The sequence below is a fragment of the Spiroplasma helicoides genome (assembly GCF_001715535.1).
Taxonomy (GTDB): Bacteria; Bacillota_I; Bacilli_A; order Mycoplasmatales; family Mycoplasmataceae; genus Spiroplasma_A; species Spiroplasma_A helicoides.
The window spans coordinates 190,503-207,035 of the sequence record NZ_CP017015.1 but is presented as its reverse complement, the minus strand read 5'-3'; the positions used below and the strand labels follow the sequence as shown (position 1 = coordinate 207,035).

17 protein-coding genes and 1 tRNA gene are annotated in these 16,533 nt (G+C 28.0%); 3 read left to right on the top strand and 15 right to left on the bottom strand.

The genetic code is table 4. The features are described 5' to 3' along the window. Positions 1–260: 260 nt before the first annotated feature. From SHELI_RS00955 to lepA, 3 genes are all read right to left on the bottom strand, one after another. Positions 261–1,007, bottom strand: a complete 747-nt coding sequence (locus SHELI_RS00955) for a polysaccharide deacetylase family protein (RefSeq protein WP_069115904.1) — start codon at positions 1,005–1,007, stop codon at positions 261–263. A 49-nt stretch (positions 1,008–1,056) separates the two neighbouring features. Further along, positions 1,057–1,503, bottom strand: coding sequence for a GNAT family N-acetyltransferase (locus SHELI_RS00950; RefSeq protein ID WP_069115903.1), 447 nt, complete (start codon positions 1,501–1,503; stop codon positions 1,057–1,059). 72 nt (positions 1,504–1,575) lie between these two features. After that, positions 1,576–3,378, bottom strand: a complete 1,803-nt coding sequence (gene lepA, locus SHELI_RS00945) for a translation elongation factor 4 (protein WP_069115902.1) — start codon at positions 3,376–3,378, stop codon at positions 1,576–1,578. A gap of 121 nt (positions 3,379–3,499) precedes the next feature. Here lepA and SHELI_RS00940 point away from each other — a divergent pair, with 121 nt between their 5' ends. Continuing rightward, complete coding sequence (locus SHELI_RS00940; RefSeq protein ID WP_069115901.1) at positions 3,500–4,354, top strand: ROK family protein; 855 nt, start codon at positions 3,500–3,502, stop codon at positions 4,352–4,354. A gap of 12 nt (positions 4,355–4,366) precedes the next feature. Here the strand turns inward: SHELI_RS00940 and SHELI_RS00935 are convergent, their stop codons facing one another. Further along, positions 4,367–4,900: a DUF402 domain-containing protein gene (locus SHELI_RS00935; RefSeq protein ID WP_069115900.1), complete on the bottom strand. Its 534-nt coding sequence runs from the start codon at positions 4,898–4,900 to the stop codon at positions 4,367–4,369. 145 nt (positions 4,901–5,045) lie between these two features. Here SHELI_RS00935 and SHELI_RS00930 point away from each other — a divergent pair, with 145 nt between their 5' ends. Beyond that, complete coding sequence (locus tag SHELI_RS00930; protein WP_069115899.1) at positions 5,046–6,143, top strand: Fic family protein; 1,098 nt, start codon at positions 5,046–5,048, stop codon at positions 6,141–6,143. Between the two features lie 3 nt (positions 6,144–6,146). On the opposite strand, the gene proS is transcribed toward SHELI_RS00930, so the two are convergent. The 5 genes from proS to tsaE all read right to left on the bottom strand — a co-directional run bounded on the left by proS (position 6,147) and on the right by tsaE (position 9,392). After that, a complete protein-coding gene (gene proS, locus SHELI_RS00925; protein WP_069115898.1) occupies positions 6,147–7,574 on the bottom strand; it encodes a proline--tRNA ligase in 1,428 nt (475 codons plus the stop codon). Further along, positions 7,574–8,167: a hypothetical protein gene (locus SHELI_RS00920; protein WP_069115897.1), complete on the bottom strand. Its 594-nt coding sequence runs from the start codon at positions 8,165–8,167 to the stop codon at positions 7,574–7,576. The genes proS and SHELI_RS00920 overlap by 1 nt, the downstream gene beginning before the upstream one ends. Positions 8,168–8,278: 111 nt before the next feature. Then, positions 8,279–8,369, bottom strand: a tRNA-Ser gene (locus SHELI_RS00915). A gap of 45 nt (positions 8,370–8,414) precedes the next feature. After that, complete coding sequence (gene tsaB / locus SHELI_RS00910) at positions 8,415–8,981, bottom strand: tRNA (adenosine(37)-N6)-threonylcarbamoyltransferase complex dimerization subunit type 1 TsaB (RefSeq protein ID WP_069115896.1); 567 nt, start codon at positions 8,979–8,981, stop codon at positions 8,415–8,417. Next, positions 8,982–9,392, bottom strand: coding sequence for a tRNA (adenosine(37)-N6)-threonylcarbamoyltransferase complex ATPase subunit type 1 TsaE (tsaE, locus tag SHELI_RS00905; RefSeq protein WP_069115895.1), 411 nt, complete (start codon positions 9,390–9,392; stop codon positions 8,982–8,984). 67 nt (positions 9,393–9,459) lie between these two features. Between tsaE and SHELI_RS00900 the strand changes: the two genes are divergently transcribed. Further along, complete coding sequence (locus tag SHELI_RS00900; protein WP_069115894.1) at positions 9,460–10,449, top strand: NAD(P)/FAD-dependent oxidoreductase; 990 nt, start codon at positions 9,460–9,462, stop codon at positions 10,447–10,449. 23 nt (positions 10,450–10,472) lie between these two features. On the opposite strand, the gene gpmI is transcribed toward SHELI_RS00900, so the two are convergent. The 6 genes from gpmI to SHELI_RS00870 all read right to left on the bottom strand — a co-directional run bounded on the left by gpmI (position 10,473) and on the right by SHELI_RS00870 (position 16,491). Continuing rightward, positions 10,473–12,059, bottom strand: a complete 1,587-nt coding sequence (gene gpmI, locus SHELI_RS00895) for a 2,3-bisphosphoglycerate-independent phosphoglycerate mutase (RefSeq protein ID WP_069115893.1) — start codon at positions 12,057–12,059, stop codon at positions 10,473–10,475. A gap of 4 nt (positions 12,060–12,063) precedes the next feature. Next, positions 12,064–12,888: an HAD-IIB family hydrolase gene (locus SHELI_RS00890; protein WP_069115892.1), complete on the bottom strand. Its 825-nt coding sequence runs from the start codon at positions 12,886–12,888 to the stop codon at positions 12,064–12,066. Positions 12,889–12,893: 5 nt separating this feature from the next. Then, positions 12,894–13,634 (bottom strand): triose-phosphate isomerase, encoded by a 741-nt coding sequence (gene tpiA / locus SHELI_RS00885; protein ID WP_069115891.1) that lies wholly within the window; start codon positions 13,632–13,634, stop codon positions 12,894–12,896. Positions 13,635–13,799: 165 nt separating this feature from the next. Continuing rightward, the gene (locus SHELI_RS05895) at positions 13,800–14,942 is read right to left on the bottom strand and encodes an IS3 family transposase (protein WP_084449221.1); all 1,143 of its coding nucleotides are present in this window, start codon (positions 14,940–14,942) and stop codon (positions 13,800–13,802) included. 68 nt (positions 14,943–15,010) lie between these two features. Beyond that, positions 15,011–15,751, bottom strand: coding sequence for a glucosamine-6-phosphate deaminase (gene nagB, locus SHELI_RS00875; protein ID WP_069115890.1), 741 nt, complete (start codon positions 15,749–15,751; stop codon positions 15,011–15,013). A gap of 14 nt (positions 15,752–15,765) precedes the next feature. Next, positions 15,766–16,491 carry a hypothetical protein gene (locus tag SHELI_RS00870; RefSeq protein ID WP_069115889.1) on the bottom strand — a complete coding sequence of 242 codons (726 nt, stop codon included), beginning with the start codon at positions 16,489–16,491 and terminating at the stop codon, positions 15,766–15,768. Between the last annotated feature and the right edge of the window lie 42 nt (positions 16,492–16,533).

Here is a 16,533-nt window from a genome sequence, read left to right as displayed (position 1 = left end):
AGAAAAATATAAAAGATATAATAACGTTTATCTTCATAAACAAAAATGAGTTAAAGTAGAAAATAGTATACATTAAGTAACAAATCAAATAATAGTTATTAGCTAGTAAATACAGTAGCTCAATGACAAAATATCATTTTTTACTTCAATTGTTTTCTTTTTCAAAACCTACAACCTTAATAATTCTAAAAACTGATCATCCATAAAAAACCAAAGAACATAACAAACCAAATATTACAACAATATCAAAGTAACTCATATTATGCTAATTCTCCGTAATTTTTAAAATAGTTTTTAGATTTAGGATTAAAGGTTGCAAAGCTATATTCTTTTTCTTTTAATTCTTTAATGACTTCTGGTAGATATTCTTTAGTGTATTTTGTTGAATGCATAACAAGAATGTTTTTGCCAGAAACGTTGTTCATGTAGCGGGTAACTATTTTTTCTTTTCCGATGCTATCAAATTTTCAGTCACCACTCAAATAACCTTCTATGAAATTAGATCTATTTATGTTATTTAGAACTTTTCCCATCCCTAAATAGAATTGTAGGTATGACATTCTAACTGGAATGTGATATTCACCCTCTCATTTTGGTAAATTAGCTTTTATCAAACTATCAGTTTTATTAATTTCATCTATTAATTTACTTTCTCTAAACTGATACTTGGAATGTGAGTATGTGTGATTACCTATATATGAACCATTGTCCAAAATTCTTTTAAATAGTTGTTTAACTTTATTATTATCATTTTTCTCAATGTTTTTGCCAACATAAAAAAAAGTACCTTCAACCTCATTTTCTTGAAGTATATCCATAATTTCATTATCATAATCTAAATTAGGTCCATCATCAAAAGTTAACATACAGACTTTTTTATCTGACTTTATTTTGTTTACAACATAACTATTTGTATCTTTTGCTCCATATAAAACCAATGACATAAAAAAACCAAATAATAATAATGCTAGAAATATGTATGGTAATTTTTTTAATACAGTTTTCATAGAATCTTCCTTTTTTTATATAATAGCACTTTTATTTAAATTATAAAAATTATAAAACTTTTTTCATTTTAATATGAACAATATTTGCTTCTAAAAATGGTTCTCCTAGTGTGTTAAAACCATGCTTGCGATAAAAGTTTGTAACTTGTGCTTGTGAGTTCAAATATACTTCTTTAGCATTTAAATCGTTTTTTAAATAATCAAGAGTAAATGTAAATAAATAATCTCCTATCCCTTTTCCTCTAAAAGGTTTTAAAATAGCTACTCTACCGATTTTAAACTTACCATATTCAGTCATTATTCTTGCACAACAAATAGGAACATCTCTTAAATAACCTACAATATGATAGCTTTCATTTTCAAATTCATCTACTTCTATTTCTTTAGGAACTTTTTGTTCTATAATAAAAACTGTTTTTCTTATATTACTAGCATCTTTATAAACTTCGTTATTAACTCCATATTCAACTTCAAATCTTAATTCTTGATCAATCATATTAAACCCCTTTCAAATAATACTAATATTCCATCCAAGATTAATTTAATAATAGATTTCCAATATTACTTTTTAATCATCTAACTTTAAAACTGCTATGAACGCTTCTTGTGGAACTTCTACTGATCCAATGGCTTTCATACGTTTTTTTCCTTCTTTTTGTTTTTCAAGAAGCTTCTTCTTACGTGAAATATCTCCACCATAACATTTTGCCAAAACATTTTTTCTCATAGCTTTGATTGTTTCTCTTGCTATTATTTTAGAACCAATTGCTGCTTGTACTGGAACTTCAAAATTTTGTCTAGGTATTATTTCTTTTAATTTTTCAGTTAATACCTTTCCACGATGATATGCAAAATCTTTATGAACAATAGTTGATAAAGCATCAACAACATCCCCATTTAAAAGGATGTCCATTTTTACAAGTTTAGATACTTTATAACCAATAAGTTCATAATCAAATGAAGCATATCCTTTCGAAATAGATTTTAATTTATTAAAAAAATCAAAAACTATTTCATTTAATGGCATTTCATAAACTAGATTTCTTCTAGTGTCATCAATATAATCAATGTTTATATAGTTACCTCTTTTATCCTGACAAAGACCCATTAAATCTCCTAGATATTGATCTGGAGTCATTATTGAAACCTTTACATATGGTTCTTCAATAGTATTAATTTTTTGTGGGTCTGGTAAAAAAGCAGGATTATCAATTTGTATTGTTTCTCCATTAGTCAAGTTAACATTATAAATAACTGATGGCGCTGTTGCTATTAAGGTTAAATCATATTCTCTTTCAAGACGTTCTTGAATAACGTCCATGTGTAATAAACCTAAAAAACCACATCTAAATCCAAAACCTAAAGACTGTGAACTTTCAGCCTCATACACTAGACTCGCATCACTTAAGCTAATTTTTTCTAAAGCTTCTTTTAAATCTTTATACTTGGCTGTGTCAACTGGATAAATTCCACAATAAACCATAGGATTCAATTTTTTGTATCCTGGCAATGGTTCGCTTGCTCCATTATCTTTTGTTGTGATAGTGTCTCCAACCTGAACATCTCTAACGGTTTTAATTGAAGCTGCTAATCACCCAACTTCACCTGCTTCTAAATGATCTTTTTTAACTTCAAAGGGTGTTTTTACTCCCAACTCAGTTACTTCATAAACAGCTTGTGATTGCATCATTTTAATTTGTTGACCAACTTTAACTGTTCCTTCAACAACTCTAATTGATGCCATAACTCCTCTATATTTGTCATAATATGAATCAAATATTAAAGCTTTTAGTGGTTTTTTATCGTCTGCTGCAAGAGGATAAGGAATAAACTTAACAATAGCTTCTAAAACTTCTTCAACATTTAAACCTGTTTTTGCACTAATCATTGGTGCATTTGAACAATCTATTCCTATTACGCTCTCTATTTCTTCTTTTACTCTTTCTGGTTCTGCTGCTGGTAGGTCAACTTTATTAATGACAGGAATTATTTCTAAATCATTGTCTAATGCCAAATAAACATTAGCAAGAGTTTGTGCTTCAATACCTTGACTTGCATCAACAACAAGCAAAGCTCCTTCACATGCAGCTAAACTTCTTGAAACTTCATAAGTAAAATCAACATGTCCTGGGGTGTCTATTAAATGAAAAATGTATTCTTGCCCATCTTTTGCTTTATATTTCAATTGAACAGAGTTTAACTTAATTGTTATACCTCTTTCTCTTTCAATATCCATTGAGTCAAGAAGTTGAGCTTGCATATCTCTTTTATCAACACTCCCTGTAAGCTCTAAAATTCTATCCGCCAATGTAGATTTACCATGATCAATGTGGGCAATTATACTAAAGTTTCTAATTTTTGATTTATCCATAATGCCCTCCTTTGAGCAATTATAATATTTAAGTCTTATTAATTGTACTTGAAATATAATTTTATTTAAATGTCTTTAAAAATAATTTAGAATTTAGAATAGATATATAAGGAGAAAGTATATGAAAATAGCACTTGATATTGGTGGAACATCTATAAGAATTGCAAAAGTATTTGGAGAAGATATCAAAGATATTGAAATTTATGAAACAAACCCAAATGATTTTTCTAAATCATTTGAACAAATAAAAAATTATATTACAAAAGCAAAACAAGAAGCAGAGTTAGAATTAATAGGTATCTGTGCTCCAGGTCCACTAGACATATATAAAGGCATGATATTACATACACCCAATTTACCTGGTTGATGTCAACTAAATTTAGTTGAGGTTTTTAAAAAAGAGTTTAGTGTAAAAATATTATTTAATAATGATGCAAATATTGCAGCTTTAGGTCAAGCAATTATAAAAAAAAGCAAATCACTTTTATACATTACGGTTTCAACAGGTGTTGGAGCAGGACTCGTTATTGATGGAAAAATATTTAATGGATTTACAGGCACTGCTTGTGAGATTGCAAATGCATTACCTAATCTAGACTTAGGTGACGAAACAAGATCAGGGATTGAGTTTTTTGGAAGTGGAATAAATATCCCTTTGCAGTTGTCTAAAAGAGGTGTTGATGTCAAATCTGCCAAGGAAGGCTTCGAACTACTAAAACAAGGAAATAACGAAACTGTTAACAATTACTTTAAAACTTTAGAAGATAAGTTTGTACAACTTTTCTCAACAGCAATATATTTTATAAATCCAGAAACTTTTGTAGTTGGAGGAACCGTTGCTTTATTCAACCAAGATTTCTTTAATAAAATATTTGAAAGAGTTTGAGTTGTAACAAAAGACATATTTTACAAAACTAAATTTGAATTTGCAGAAGATTTAACCAAAGCAACACTCCTAGGTTGTGTTAATCAATAAAAAATGAAGACTTTATTTGGTCTTCATTTTTTTATATTCTTCTCATAAATCTTGAGCAAACTCGTGTAAAAAGTATTTGGTTGGTTTTTTTAATTTTTCTTTTAACTTATCAACACTTTCTCAAACTTTTTCAATCACAGTTCTTGAATAACTATATGAGATTCGATTTCTATTAAATTCTTTTAAATCTAATATTTTGTAACTTCCATCATTAAAAACTTTGATATCTAAATCATAATCAATGTACTTAATAGTTTTAGACTCAAAAATATATGGAGATGCAATATTACAATAATAATTAATGCCTTGTTCTTTAAACATACATATAATGTTGTATCATTCTTTTTTAAAGAAAAATCAAATTGCTGGCTCATTAGTTCTTCATTTTCTACCATTGAACTCAGTTATTACAACATCTTCATTAATCAATATAAGAACTTCTTCGTCTTCTTTAAAAACTATTGCTTTTTCTCAGGACCTATATAAACTACCATTTTGTTTATATGCATGAACAAGAACTTTATCAAAAGGTTTTACACTATTCACGTAAAACGCCCCCATTCTTATTCTTAAAAATTCATTTTATTAATATCTCACAACTAGATTATAACTTTTTTTCTTCTATTCATTTATTTTTTTAAATAATTATTCGAAACTATCTATAATAAGAATAACTAAAAAGGAGCCAAAAATGAGCATTAAAAAACCTCTATATAGTATTAGAGATATTCATTTTAACCCAGAAGATTTAGAATCAAGGGTTTCAGAGATAATAAAATTATTTGTTGCATACAATAATAAATTTAATAATGCCATTTTTAACACACAATTTTTTTCAATGCAAATGCTCAAATATGAAGCTAGAAATTCAAATGAAATAGAAGGCATTTATACTTCACATATTGAAATTCTTACAAGAGATACTCCAACTAGTAAAAAAATTACAAACTATGTCACAGCTTTAAAAAATGCTAATAAAGAAATAAATAAAAATAGTTTTTTTACCGAAAATCTTATATTGCAAATTCATAAAGACTTATTTGAAAACATTTTTACTGTGGATGCAATTGCTGCAAATCCAGGTTCATGGAGAACAAAGCAAGTGCAAATAGCAAATCATTTCCCCCCAAAACCGCAAGATGTACCAAAATATATAAAAGAGTTTTTAGAGTGACTAAATGATCCAGAGCCGTTTAAGCAATATGGAGCAGTTTTAGAAGCACTGGTCAAAGGTTCAATAGCTCATGCATATTTTGAAAAAATACACCCATTCAGCGATGGAAATGGAAGGACAGGTAGAATTTTATTTAACTTAGTTTTAAATAAATATCAATTAACAAATAGACCATATTTTTATATATCAAAAGCAATCCTACATGACCAATTTACCTATTATATGCAATTAGCCAAACTTGACAACAGCACAAATTATCAAAAATGGATTGAGTTTTTTTTAGATACACTTATATATCAACTGAAATCCAATATTAAGGTTTTTGATGAAGCTGCTAAAATGGTAACAATAATCAGAAAAGATATTACAAAAGAAGATAATGAAGTTTATCGTGAAATAAAAAAAAGAATATTTGATTACATATCCAAATATCCTATTTTTACATATGTTCAAGTTTACAATATAGTTAAACCTTTTTTTCGTAACATTGAAGACAATGTTTTTGTAAACGTCTTTAATCAAATAGTTGAGAACTTTCATATACGCAAAATACCTAACACTGATTATTTTGAATTCAAAACTATCATTGACATAATTGTTGGTAGCGACTATTAACAATTAATATGATCTTGCAAAGTAAACCATATTTTTGGCAGATGCTTCACAATTAAAACATTTTTGATTTTGGTCCACTTTGTGATCGCTTGATATACATCTTGATACTGTTTGGGTTTTTTCTTTAACGTTGTTTTCACAATCAATTTCACAACAAAAAGGAACCAAAACAAACCCTTGCTTATTTTCTAAAAGTTTTATGTATTCATAAATTGTATTTGCTGAGAAAGTTCTATTTTTTCTATTTTGTAGAGCTTTTTCAAATAAGTTTTTGTCATAATCAATTATTTGATTTTCAATGTATTTTATTACATCATCCAGTTTTATACTTTCTTTTGATTTTGTATCTCTTCTTGAAATTGTTACAACTCCATCTTTAAGATCTCTTGGTCCAACTTCTATTCTGATTGGTATACCTTTTATTTCTGCTTCTGAAATTTTAAATCCAAATGACTTATCCGAACTATCAATATTTACTCTAAAAGTTTTTGAAAGTTTTTCTTTTAAATCATTTGATGTTTTTAAAACTTCATCAGAATCATTAATATTTATAATTTGGACTTGTATTGGTGCTATTTTTGATGGAAGTACTAAACCTTCATCATCTGCATGCGTCATTATTATTGCACCTATTAATCTAGTTGAAATTCCTCAACTTGTAGTGTAAGCAAACTCTTCTTTTTGCTCTTTATTTTGAAATTTAATATTAAATGCTTTTGTAAAATTATCTTCAAAGTAATGACTAGTACCAGATTGCAATGATTGACCGTCATACATCAATGCTTCTATTGTATAAGTGTCTTTAGCTCCTGCAAATTTTTCTCTTTCTGTTTTTTTACCAGATAAAACAGGACAAAGTAAAAAGTCTTGCACAAAATCTTTATAATATTTTGCTATTTTTATAGCTAACTCCTCAGCTTCTTTTTTGTCAGAGTGAATTGTATGACCTTCTTGTCATAAAAACTCACTACTTCTCAAAAAAGGTCTTGTTGTTTTTTCTCAACGCATAACATTGGCTCACTGATTATAAACTAATGGCAGGTCTCTATAAGATTTAATTTCTTTTGCAAAATGATTCATTATCAGAACTTCACTGGTTGGTCTAATATAAAGGTCTTCACCAAGTTGTTTGTCACCAACTTTAGTTACAGTTGCAACTTCTGGTGCAAATCCCTCTATATGTTCTTTTTCTTTATTAAAAAGGCTGGCTGGTATTAATAAAGGAAAATATACATTAGTAACACCCATTTTTTTAAAATCAGCATCAACTATCTTCATTATGTTTTCTCAAATTGCATAACCATAGGGCTTAAATATTAAAGTTCCCTTTACAGGTCCGTAATCCACTAAATTAGCATTCTTAACAACATCTGTATATCACTGCGCGAAGTCTTCATCCCTAGGTGTTATTTTTTCCATTTTTTGCGCCATTATTTATTTTCTCCTTTAATACTTTTATTTATATTCCCAGTTTCTCCATAAAATACATCGATGTCAATATCATTGGCATCAACATATGTTTGAATTCTTTTTAAGTTTGCTTTGTCTTTAACCATTATAAACTCGATTGCTGGAGTTGGAACTGTTTCATAAACATATACAATATTTGTTGTTTGATCAAAAGCTCAGTCTTTTTTTGATTGATGAGCTAATTTTTCTGGATTTATTCCAATAACAGATATTCTCTCAACATCAACCTTCGCTTCACTTGCTCATTTTCAAAAATGTACCCTTGTTGAAGTATCAAATTCTAAACCAATAGAGTTTTCAAATTCCAAATAAGTTCAAACAATGTACTCTTCATCTTTTGCTAATTTTTGTTCTTTGATTAACCTAATTCCATTCTCCAAAATTAGCATTACATTATTAATATCGGTATAAAAGTACAAATATTGAACTTTTTTTGATTTTATTATTTGAAAAATCTTTTTTTGCTCAGCTTTAGAAGCAAAGATTTTTTTTAATAAACCTTTTTTTGGTTGTTTATCTTTTAAATCGTCTTTTCCTTTATTATTTTTTGCCATATTTTATCTCCCTCAAATTACGATAATATAATTTTAACTTATTTTAAAGATATTTATAATTGTAAGTACAAATAAAAAACCAAGCAATCTTGGTTTGTTTTTTTCATTAAATGGCGGATTGAGAGAGACTCGAACTCTCGCGCCGGTTGCCCGACCTAACACCTTAGCAGGGTGCCCTCTTCACCAACTTGAGTATCAATCCATACAAAAGAATTATAGCAAAAAAACAAGAATAATTCTTTTAAATTTAAATAAAGTGTTTAATATAAAAAGGTTCTACTTTTTCAATGTCTTCAATAAGTTCAAATTTGTCTTTTAGACTTATATAATTGTTTAAAAAGTCCATTTCTTGATAATCCTGTTTTTTGATAAAATTAGGAAATCCTGAACAAAAGTCATCAATATAATCATTAGGTAATAATTGATCAGCAATTACACAGCTTTTTTTGCTATATATACCCAAATACGACTTTTCACCTTTTGCATCAAGCATACTAATACAATCACTCTCACCAGCCTGATATGCTAACGAACTAATTAAATATATGTTATATCTAGAATCAATCGATTTAAGGGTCTTTGCTATTGTGATAGCAACTCTAACACCTGTATAGCTACCTGGACCTTTTGTTGCATAAATACTGTTTATTTCTTTAATAGAAAGGTTGTTTCTTTTCAATAAATTATCGATCTGTTCTAGTGCAATATCACTTACTCTTAGTTGTTTTGCAAGAATTATGTTATCTATAACTTTATTTTCTTTTTCTAGTATCAAAATAAGATAACCGTTACTTGTATCTATAAATAAATTCATTTATTCAATCCCTTCTATTATAAATTCCCTTTTATTTTCATCTATAATTTTTATATTTATTTTAATTATTTTAAAATACAAACCATAATCAATATTCAAGTTTTCGCTTCATTCTATTATATTAAGACTTTCATAAAAGTGTTCTAAGTACAATTCTACTTCTTCATCTTTATTTAGCCTATATGCATCAACATGGTTTATTTTAAAATCTTTAATTTCATACTGATTCATAATAACAAAAGTTGGAGAATTAACAAGTTCTTTTACACCAAGTTGCTTTAAAAGTTTTTTTGTAAATGTAGTTTTTCCAGCTCCTAAATCACCATTTAGTAAAATAACCATGTTCTTCTGACAATATGGTTTAATAATGTCAACTACTTTACTTAATTCATCCATTGAGTTTATAATCATTATTCTTCTCCTAAAATTCTAAATATATATTTATGATATAATTTTTTAGTTAGGAGTAGCAAATAAAATGATAAAAGATGTACTTATTATTGGTGCTGGTCCAGCAGGACTTTATGCCTGAAAAACTGCAGCTGATTTAGGTTTAACAGCAACCATTATTGAAAGTAATAAAAAATATGGTGGGCAAGTCACTAATTTATACCCACAAAAGCCAGTAAGAAATTTCCCTGGATATAATGAAATAAAAGCTGAAGATGCTATTCATAAACTATATGATTCAATATTAAAAGATGAAAGTAAAGTAAATACAAAGTTTAATACAACAATAACGAATATAAAAATAATAGAACCAATAGAAAACAAAGAATTATTTAAAAACTGATTTGAAGTTGAATTTTCAGATAAAACTAAACAAATTTTCAAAACAGTTTTATGTACAATTGGAGTAGGTCAATACAAAAAAAGAAGATTATTTGAAAACGATGAAAAATATACTAACATAATTTATGAATTTAAAGACTCAAATTTGTTTAAAAACAAAAAAGTTGTGATCTTTGGTGGTGGTGACTCAGCATTAGATTGAGCCAATTTTATAGCACCAATTGCTAGAAAAGTTTCATTAGTTCATAGAAGAACAGAATTTAGAGCAAAGAGTTCAAGCATAGAATTGGCAAAAAAACAAAATATCGAATTGATATATCCTTATGTTTTTAACAGTTATGTGGCAGAAGATAATTATGTAAGTAGTTTAGAATTAAAAAATGTTGAGAATGAAGAACATATAAAATTGGATACTGATTTTATAATTGTGGAGTTTGGTGTTCAGTTTTATGGTGAAGCATTTAACATTTTGGAAATTAAAAAAAATGATAACTCTAGAATATGTGTTGACTATAGAATGTCTTCTTCAATTGAAGGTTTCTATGCCGCGGGAGATGCTTGTGCATATGAAGGTAAGTCTAGAAATATACTATCGGCTTTTTTTGAAGCAATGCAAGCAATAATCAATATTGAAAAAGTGATAAATGACAGAAAAATATTAAATAATGGTTGATAAAAAAACTCCTTGAAGGAGTTTTTTTATTTTTCTATTAAACTTGGTTGAGTCATTTCTGCTGGTTTTTCTTCCCCAAAAATTTCTAAAATTGTTGGAGCAACATCTGCAATTGCTGCATCTTTTACTCTTAGTTTAATAGATTTATCAGTAACTATTATAGGAACAGGTTGACTTGTATGTTTTTTGTTTGGTCCACCTTCTGCATCAATCATGACTTCTGCATTACCATGGTCTGCTGTAATAATCATAACAGCACCAGTTTTTTGAGTCGCATCATAGACTCTTTTTAATTGTTCATCTAAAGTTTTTACACCCTTAATCGCAGCTTCTAAAACACCAGTGTGTCCAACCATATCACAGTTTGCATAGTTTAAAACAATTAGGTCAAACTCATTAGCTTCTATTTGTTTAACAAGTTGGTCTGTAATTTCTACTGCGGACATTTCTGGTTTTAAATCATATGTAGCAACTTTTGGTGAAGGAATCAAATTTATTGATGCTCCGTTTAATTTTATTTCATCTGGTGTTGCTAGTCCATTTTTGAAGTAATCTTTACCTCCGTCAAAAAAGAAAGTAACATGTGCAATTTTTTCTGTTTCTGCAATTCTTAGTTGTTTATAACCCTTATTGCTTAATCATTCACCTAAACCATTTACCACTTCAATTGGTTTAAAAGCGATATGTTTTGAAGCAACTGAATCTGAGTATTCCATCATAGAAACAAAAAATATTCTATCCCCTAGGAATGTTAATTCACTAAATGCTTGGTCTTTTCAAGCCATATAGTCTTTATTTGTAAAAGTACTTGCCATCTGAATTGCTCTATCTGGTCTAAAGTTAATAAAGACTACTGAATCATTTGATTTAACATAACCTTCTGGAGCTGCTGAATTATATGCGGGAATAATTCCTTCATCATCTTTTCCTTGATCATATTGAGATTTTATGTATTCTATAGGATCTGTGAAACTATTATTAGTTTTTCTGTCAACTAATGAACTATAACCTTCAGCAGTTCTTTCCATTCTTTTATCTCTATCCATTGAGTAAAATCTACCTGAAATTGAACCTACTTGTCCTACTCCATATTTTGAAAATAGATCTAATAGCTCATTTAGATAATTTATTGCGACCGCAGGTTTTGTGTCTCTACCATCTGTAAATAAATGAACATATATTTCTTTTAATCCGGCTCTTGCTGCTGCTTCAAATGTTGCAAACATATGTTTCATATGTGAGTGAACTCCCCCGTCAGAGAATAGACCCATTATATGAAATGCGCTTGTATTTTTTTTACAATTTTCAATTGCTTTATTAATTGTTTCGTTTTTTTCAAATGTATGTTCTTTAATTGCTTTATTAATTAAAGTTAATGACTCATATTTAATTCTTCCAGCACCTAAATGAATATGACCAACTTCAGAGTTACCCATTTGACCTTCAGGTAAACCTACTCATTCTCCACTTGCATGTGCTTCAACTCATGGATATTCTTTTTTTAGACTTTCTACAAAACTCATATTAGCTTCAATTACAGCATTACCTTTTCCAGGTGCTGCTAGTCCTCATCCATCTAATATAGCTAATACTACTGGTTTTTTTGCTTTCATATTATTAACCCTCCTGTAATATATATTTTTGGATTGCTTTTGCAACCGCTCCTTCTGTATTTTTATAATCCATAACAATTTTAGATACTTCTTTAACTACTTTTGAAGCATTTGAAGGACAAACAGATAAACCTACATGTTGAAGCATTTTTACATCATTTGCAGCATCACCCATCGCCATCATATTCTTCACATCAATACCATAATGTTTTGAAAAAAAGTCTAAAGCGAATGCTTTATTGATTCCTAGTTCAGTTACTTCAGCACTTTCATCCGACTCACTTCAAGCAACCTCTAGATTTAGCTTGGTAAGTTCTTCGCATAAAGCTTTATCAATGCCTTTAAACAAAAATTTATAACACTCTGTTAATTGATCTGGGTTGTTGTATTCGATTATGTCTCCCTCAAAAAAAACTTTTTCTGTTTTATATAGATGATTGTTTTCGTCTTTTTTACTGACAATTACTTTGTTCAAATCTTTTGGATAAGCTCATAAAAAAGCTTTTGGAAATCTACCTGACATTAATAAATCAAATACTTTTTTTGTTTTATCTAGACTAATTAGATTTTCTTGAACCACTTTGCTACTATTAATGTCTCTTATAAGCGCCCCATTAAATCCAGCTACTAAAACATCATGATTTTGAAAATTAAAAAGATCAAAACTGTTTAGTTTTGCATCAAGTGGTCTTCCTGTGACAAAAACCACTTTTATACCTAAGTCAATGACTTTATTTATTGGTTGGATATTTTCTTCTACACATTTACCCATTGAGTAGTATGTTGTACCATCCATATCCAATGCTAAGAATTTGATTTCATTTTTCATATTAATTATTTAATTAATCCTAAGAATGAGTCTTCAACTAATGAAGCTCCACCTACTAACGTACCATCAATATCACTTTGTGCTAGTATATCTTTGATATTTTCTGGTTTAACACTTCCACCATATTGAATAGAAACTTCATCAGCAACTTCTTGACTGTATAGTGAAGCAAGGTGTTCTCTAATTCCTTTACATACTTCTTGAGCAATTTCTGGTGTTGCTACTTTTCCCGTTCCAATAGCTCAAATTGGCTCATAAGCAATAACTACTTTTTTAACATCATCTGCACTTACACCAGATAAATCAGAACTAATTTGTTTTTTTACATGGTCCATTGTTTTTCCTGATTCATAAATACTTAAACTTTCACCACAACATAAAATTGGTGACATATTTGCAGCTAATAATGCTTTAACTTTGTTGTTTAGTAAATCATCATTTTCTCCAAAAATATCTCTTCTTTCTGAGTGACCAATAATTACATATTCAACGCCAATTTCTTGTAACATTGGAATTGAAACCTCACCTGTGAATGCTCCCTCTTTTTCAAAGTAGCAATTTTGTGCTGCTATTTTTAAATTTTTTGCTTTTTTAGTTAAATCGCTTAACATAACTGATGGTGCAGCAATACCTACAACTAAATCATCTCTTGATTGAATTTTTGAATCTACATTTTCTACAAACTTAATTGCACTAGAATTTGTTTTAAACATTTTTCAGTTTCCAACAATAACTTGTTTTCTCATTTTTTTTGTCTCCTGTTTCCTTTTATATTAAGTATTTTATCACTCTTAAAAATGAATAGCATAAAAAGAGCAAAAAAAATATTTTTAACTTTTACTTTTTTTTGGAATATTTTAAGTAAAAAAAAATATCCGAGAGTTAAACTGGGAAAAACAAATTCTACAGTTTTAAATAATAGCGCCGGCAGTAGCTGGCGTTTTTCAATTCAAAATTTTTTGTATTCTTTTATTATTATATCAATCTATATATCAATCTATATGATTATAAATTTCATCAATATTCATTTTGTTTGTATTAATGTGATTTAGATACTCACCTTTTAAACAACTAAAAAAATACTCTATTTCTCTATTATCTAAGGAATTGCCAACTCTGCTCATTGAAGTTTGACAATTCATTTGTTTTACCAATTCTATAACTTCATTACTAGAGTATTGAGAGCCATGATCTGAATGTAATATAAAATTTGATTTATTAATTTTATTTAAAGTATCTATAACTAATTGCGAGTTGTTGTTTTTTGATAAACATCATGATTCAATTTTTTTAGTTTTATGACTAATAGCTGCAGATAAATAGTAATTATTTCCTTCTACCAAACCCGGAATGTAAGAAACATCAGTAGCAATTATATTGTCTATAGTAGGATTATAATTGCGCTTCACTAAATCCTTAAATTTAGTATTAATATTTTTTGATTCTGCTTGTCTTTTTTTAATTCGGGTTTTAATTATAAAACCTCATCTTTTTAGATAGTGCCTTAAAGTTCTATCGTTGATTGACATATGTTTTTCTTTTAATAAAACACTTATTTTTCTGCTACCATATATAAACTTGGACTCCTTTAATATTTCTTCAACTGTGTTTTTTAAATTATTGTATTTATATCTTCTAACTTTTGGTTTTTTGTAAAATGTTGTTCTATGCATTGATATAATTCTTGCTTTCATACTTATGTTTAGAGATTTTATTTTGCTAATCGCATTTCTTTCCTTTTTATCTCTCTGACTTTTTATTCAATCTTCAATTATTTCTCTTTTTTGCTCTTCAGTTAGATCACTAATTATTCCTGGAATATCAGAATCATCTCTTTTTTTGTATCTTCCAGAGCCTTTTTTTCTATTTAAACTTTTCATACCATAATTATCTACTAAATAAGTTTTTTGTTTTATTCTTTTTTTAATAAATTGTGAAAATTTAATCTGTTTTGCTTTAATTATACGATATTCTTGTTCTGCAATTTGAATTCCTTGTTTTTTATATATTTGAATTATTTTCATTCATTCTTCTACAGTTAGGTTTTTTGACATAAAAAATTCTACACCTCTTTCTAGTGTAGAATTTATTTTTCCCAGTTTAAGTTTCTCGAATATTTTTTTTACTTATTAGCTGCACTTATTGCTTCTTTTGCAGCTTCTTGATCAACTATAACTGTAACGTTTGGATGGTTTTGTAAAACTGTACAAGGTCATTCGGTTCCTATTTCACCTTTAATTAAATGTTTAATTGCTTCTGTTTTGTTTGCTCCTGAAGCTATCAAAATAATTTCTTTTGAGTTCATTATAGATTTTAATCCCATTGAAACCGCTTTTGTTGGTACATCGCTTACTTTTTCAAAAAATCTTGAGTTTGCTTCAATTGTTGTTTTTGTTAAATCAACAATTGAAGTAATAGAGTCAAAACTTGCTCCTGGTTCATTAAAACCAATATGACCGTTTTGTCCAATTCCTAAAAGTTGTAAATCAATTCCACCAGCTTTCTTGATTTCTTCATCATATTGTGCTGCTTCTTCGTTAGTTTTTCATAAACCATTTGGTACGTGTGTGTTTTCTTTTTTGATGTTTATGTGTTCAAAAAGTTGTTTTTCCATAAAGTAACGATATGATTGTTCGTGATCTGGAGTTAACCCTACATACTCATCAAGGTTGAATGTTTTCACTCCACTTCAATCAATATTATTCTCTTTAGTTTTTTCAATAATGTATTCATATGTAGTTATTGGTGAACTTCCTGTTGCAAGTCCTAAAATAACATTTGGATTTTGTTTAACTTTTTCAAGTATAAAATCTCCTGTTATTTTACCTAATTCATTATAGTCTTTTACGATTACTAGTTTCATTTTTCTACCCCCTATTAATTTATTCTGCTCAAAAAATTATTTGCAAAATCAAAATAATCATATAAATTGTCAATTTCTGCTATATTTAAATTTAATTCAGGCACCATTCTTTGTATTAAAACATATGTAAGCAATCTATTTTTACCCCTAAATAAATAAGTGCCTGTGTGTAACTCTACTAAAACACCATATCTTTTAGGGACAATTTGTTTGATTTCTTTATATCTAATTTCAAATTTTAACACTTGATTAGAATCGGTTAAGTAAATTTTTTGATTTGAAAAATATGCATCAAACTGACCTTTCATCTTCAGCTTTGGTTCAAGATTAATTGTAGTTACTTTATGAATGTTTATATTTGATTGAACAAGGTTAACTTTTTCTTTTTTTGATAATTCAAATTTAACAGGAACCTCTTTTAAAGGTCTTCAAGAGTTAAACAATAATTCATCCATTTCGTTCAAAAAGGTTTCTTCTCTGGAACTTATATTTAAGTCCAATTTTTTGATATTTTTTCTAAGTGTTATCATAAACTTTTCAGTAAAGTCGAAGTTTTTATAAATTCATCTTCATAATACTCAGTACTTAAAAGAAATAAAAACACTTGTATCATTAATTTTTTTACCTAATCTTTTGATCAAAAACCTTGTTTTTCATCTTAGATTTCTTTCATCCAAATATTTAATCAAACTAGTTCTTTTTAAGTAATATCCAATATCTCCAGTATTTCTTAAAAACATACAATTACCTCTCATTTTTATTTTACTTTAAAAAGTCAACTT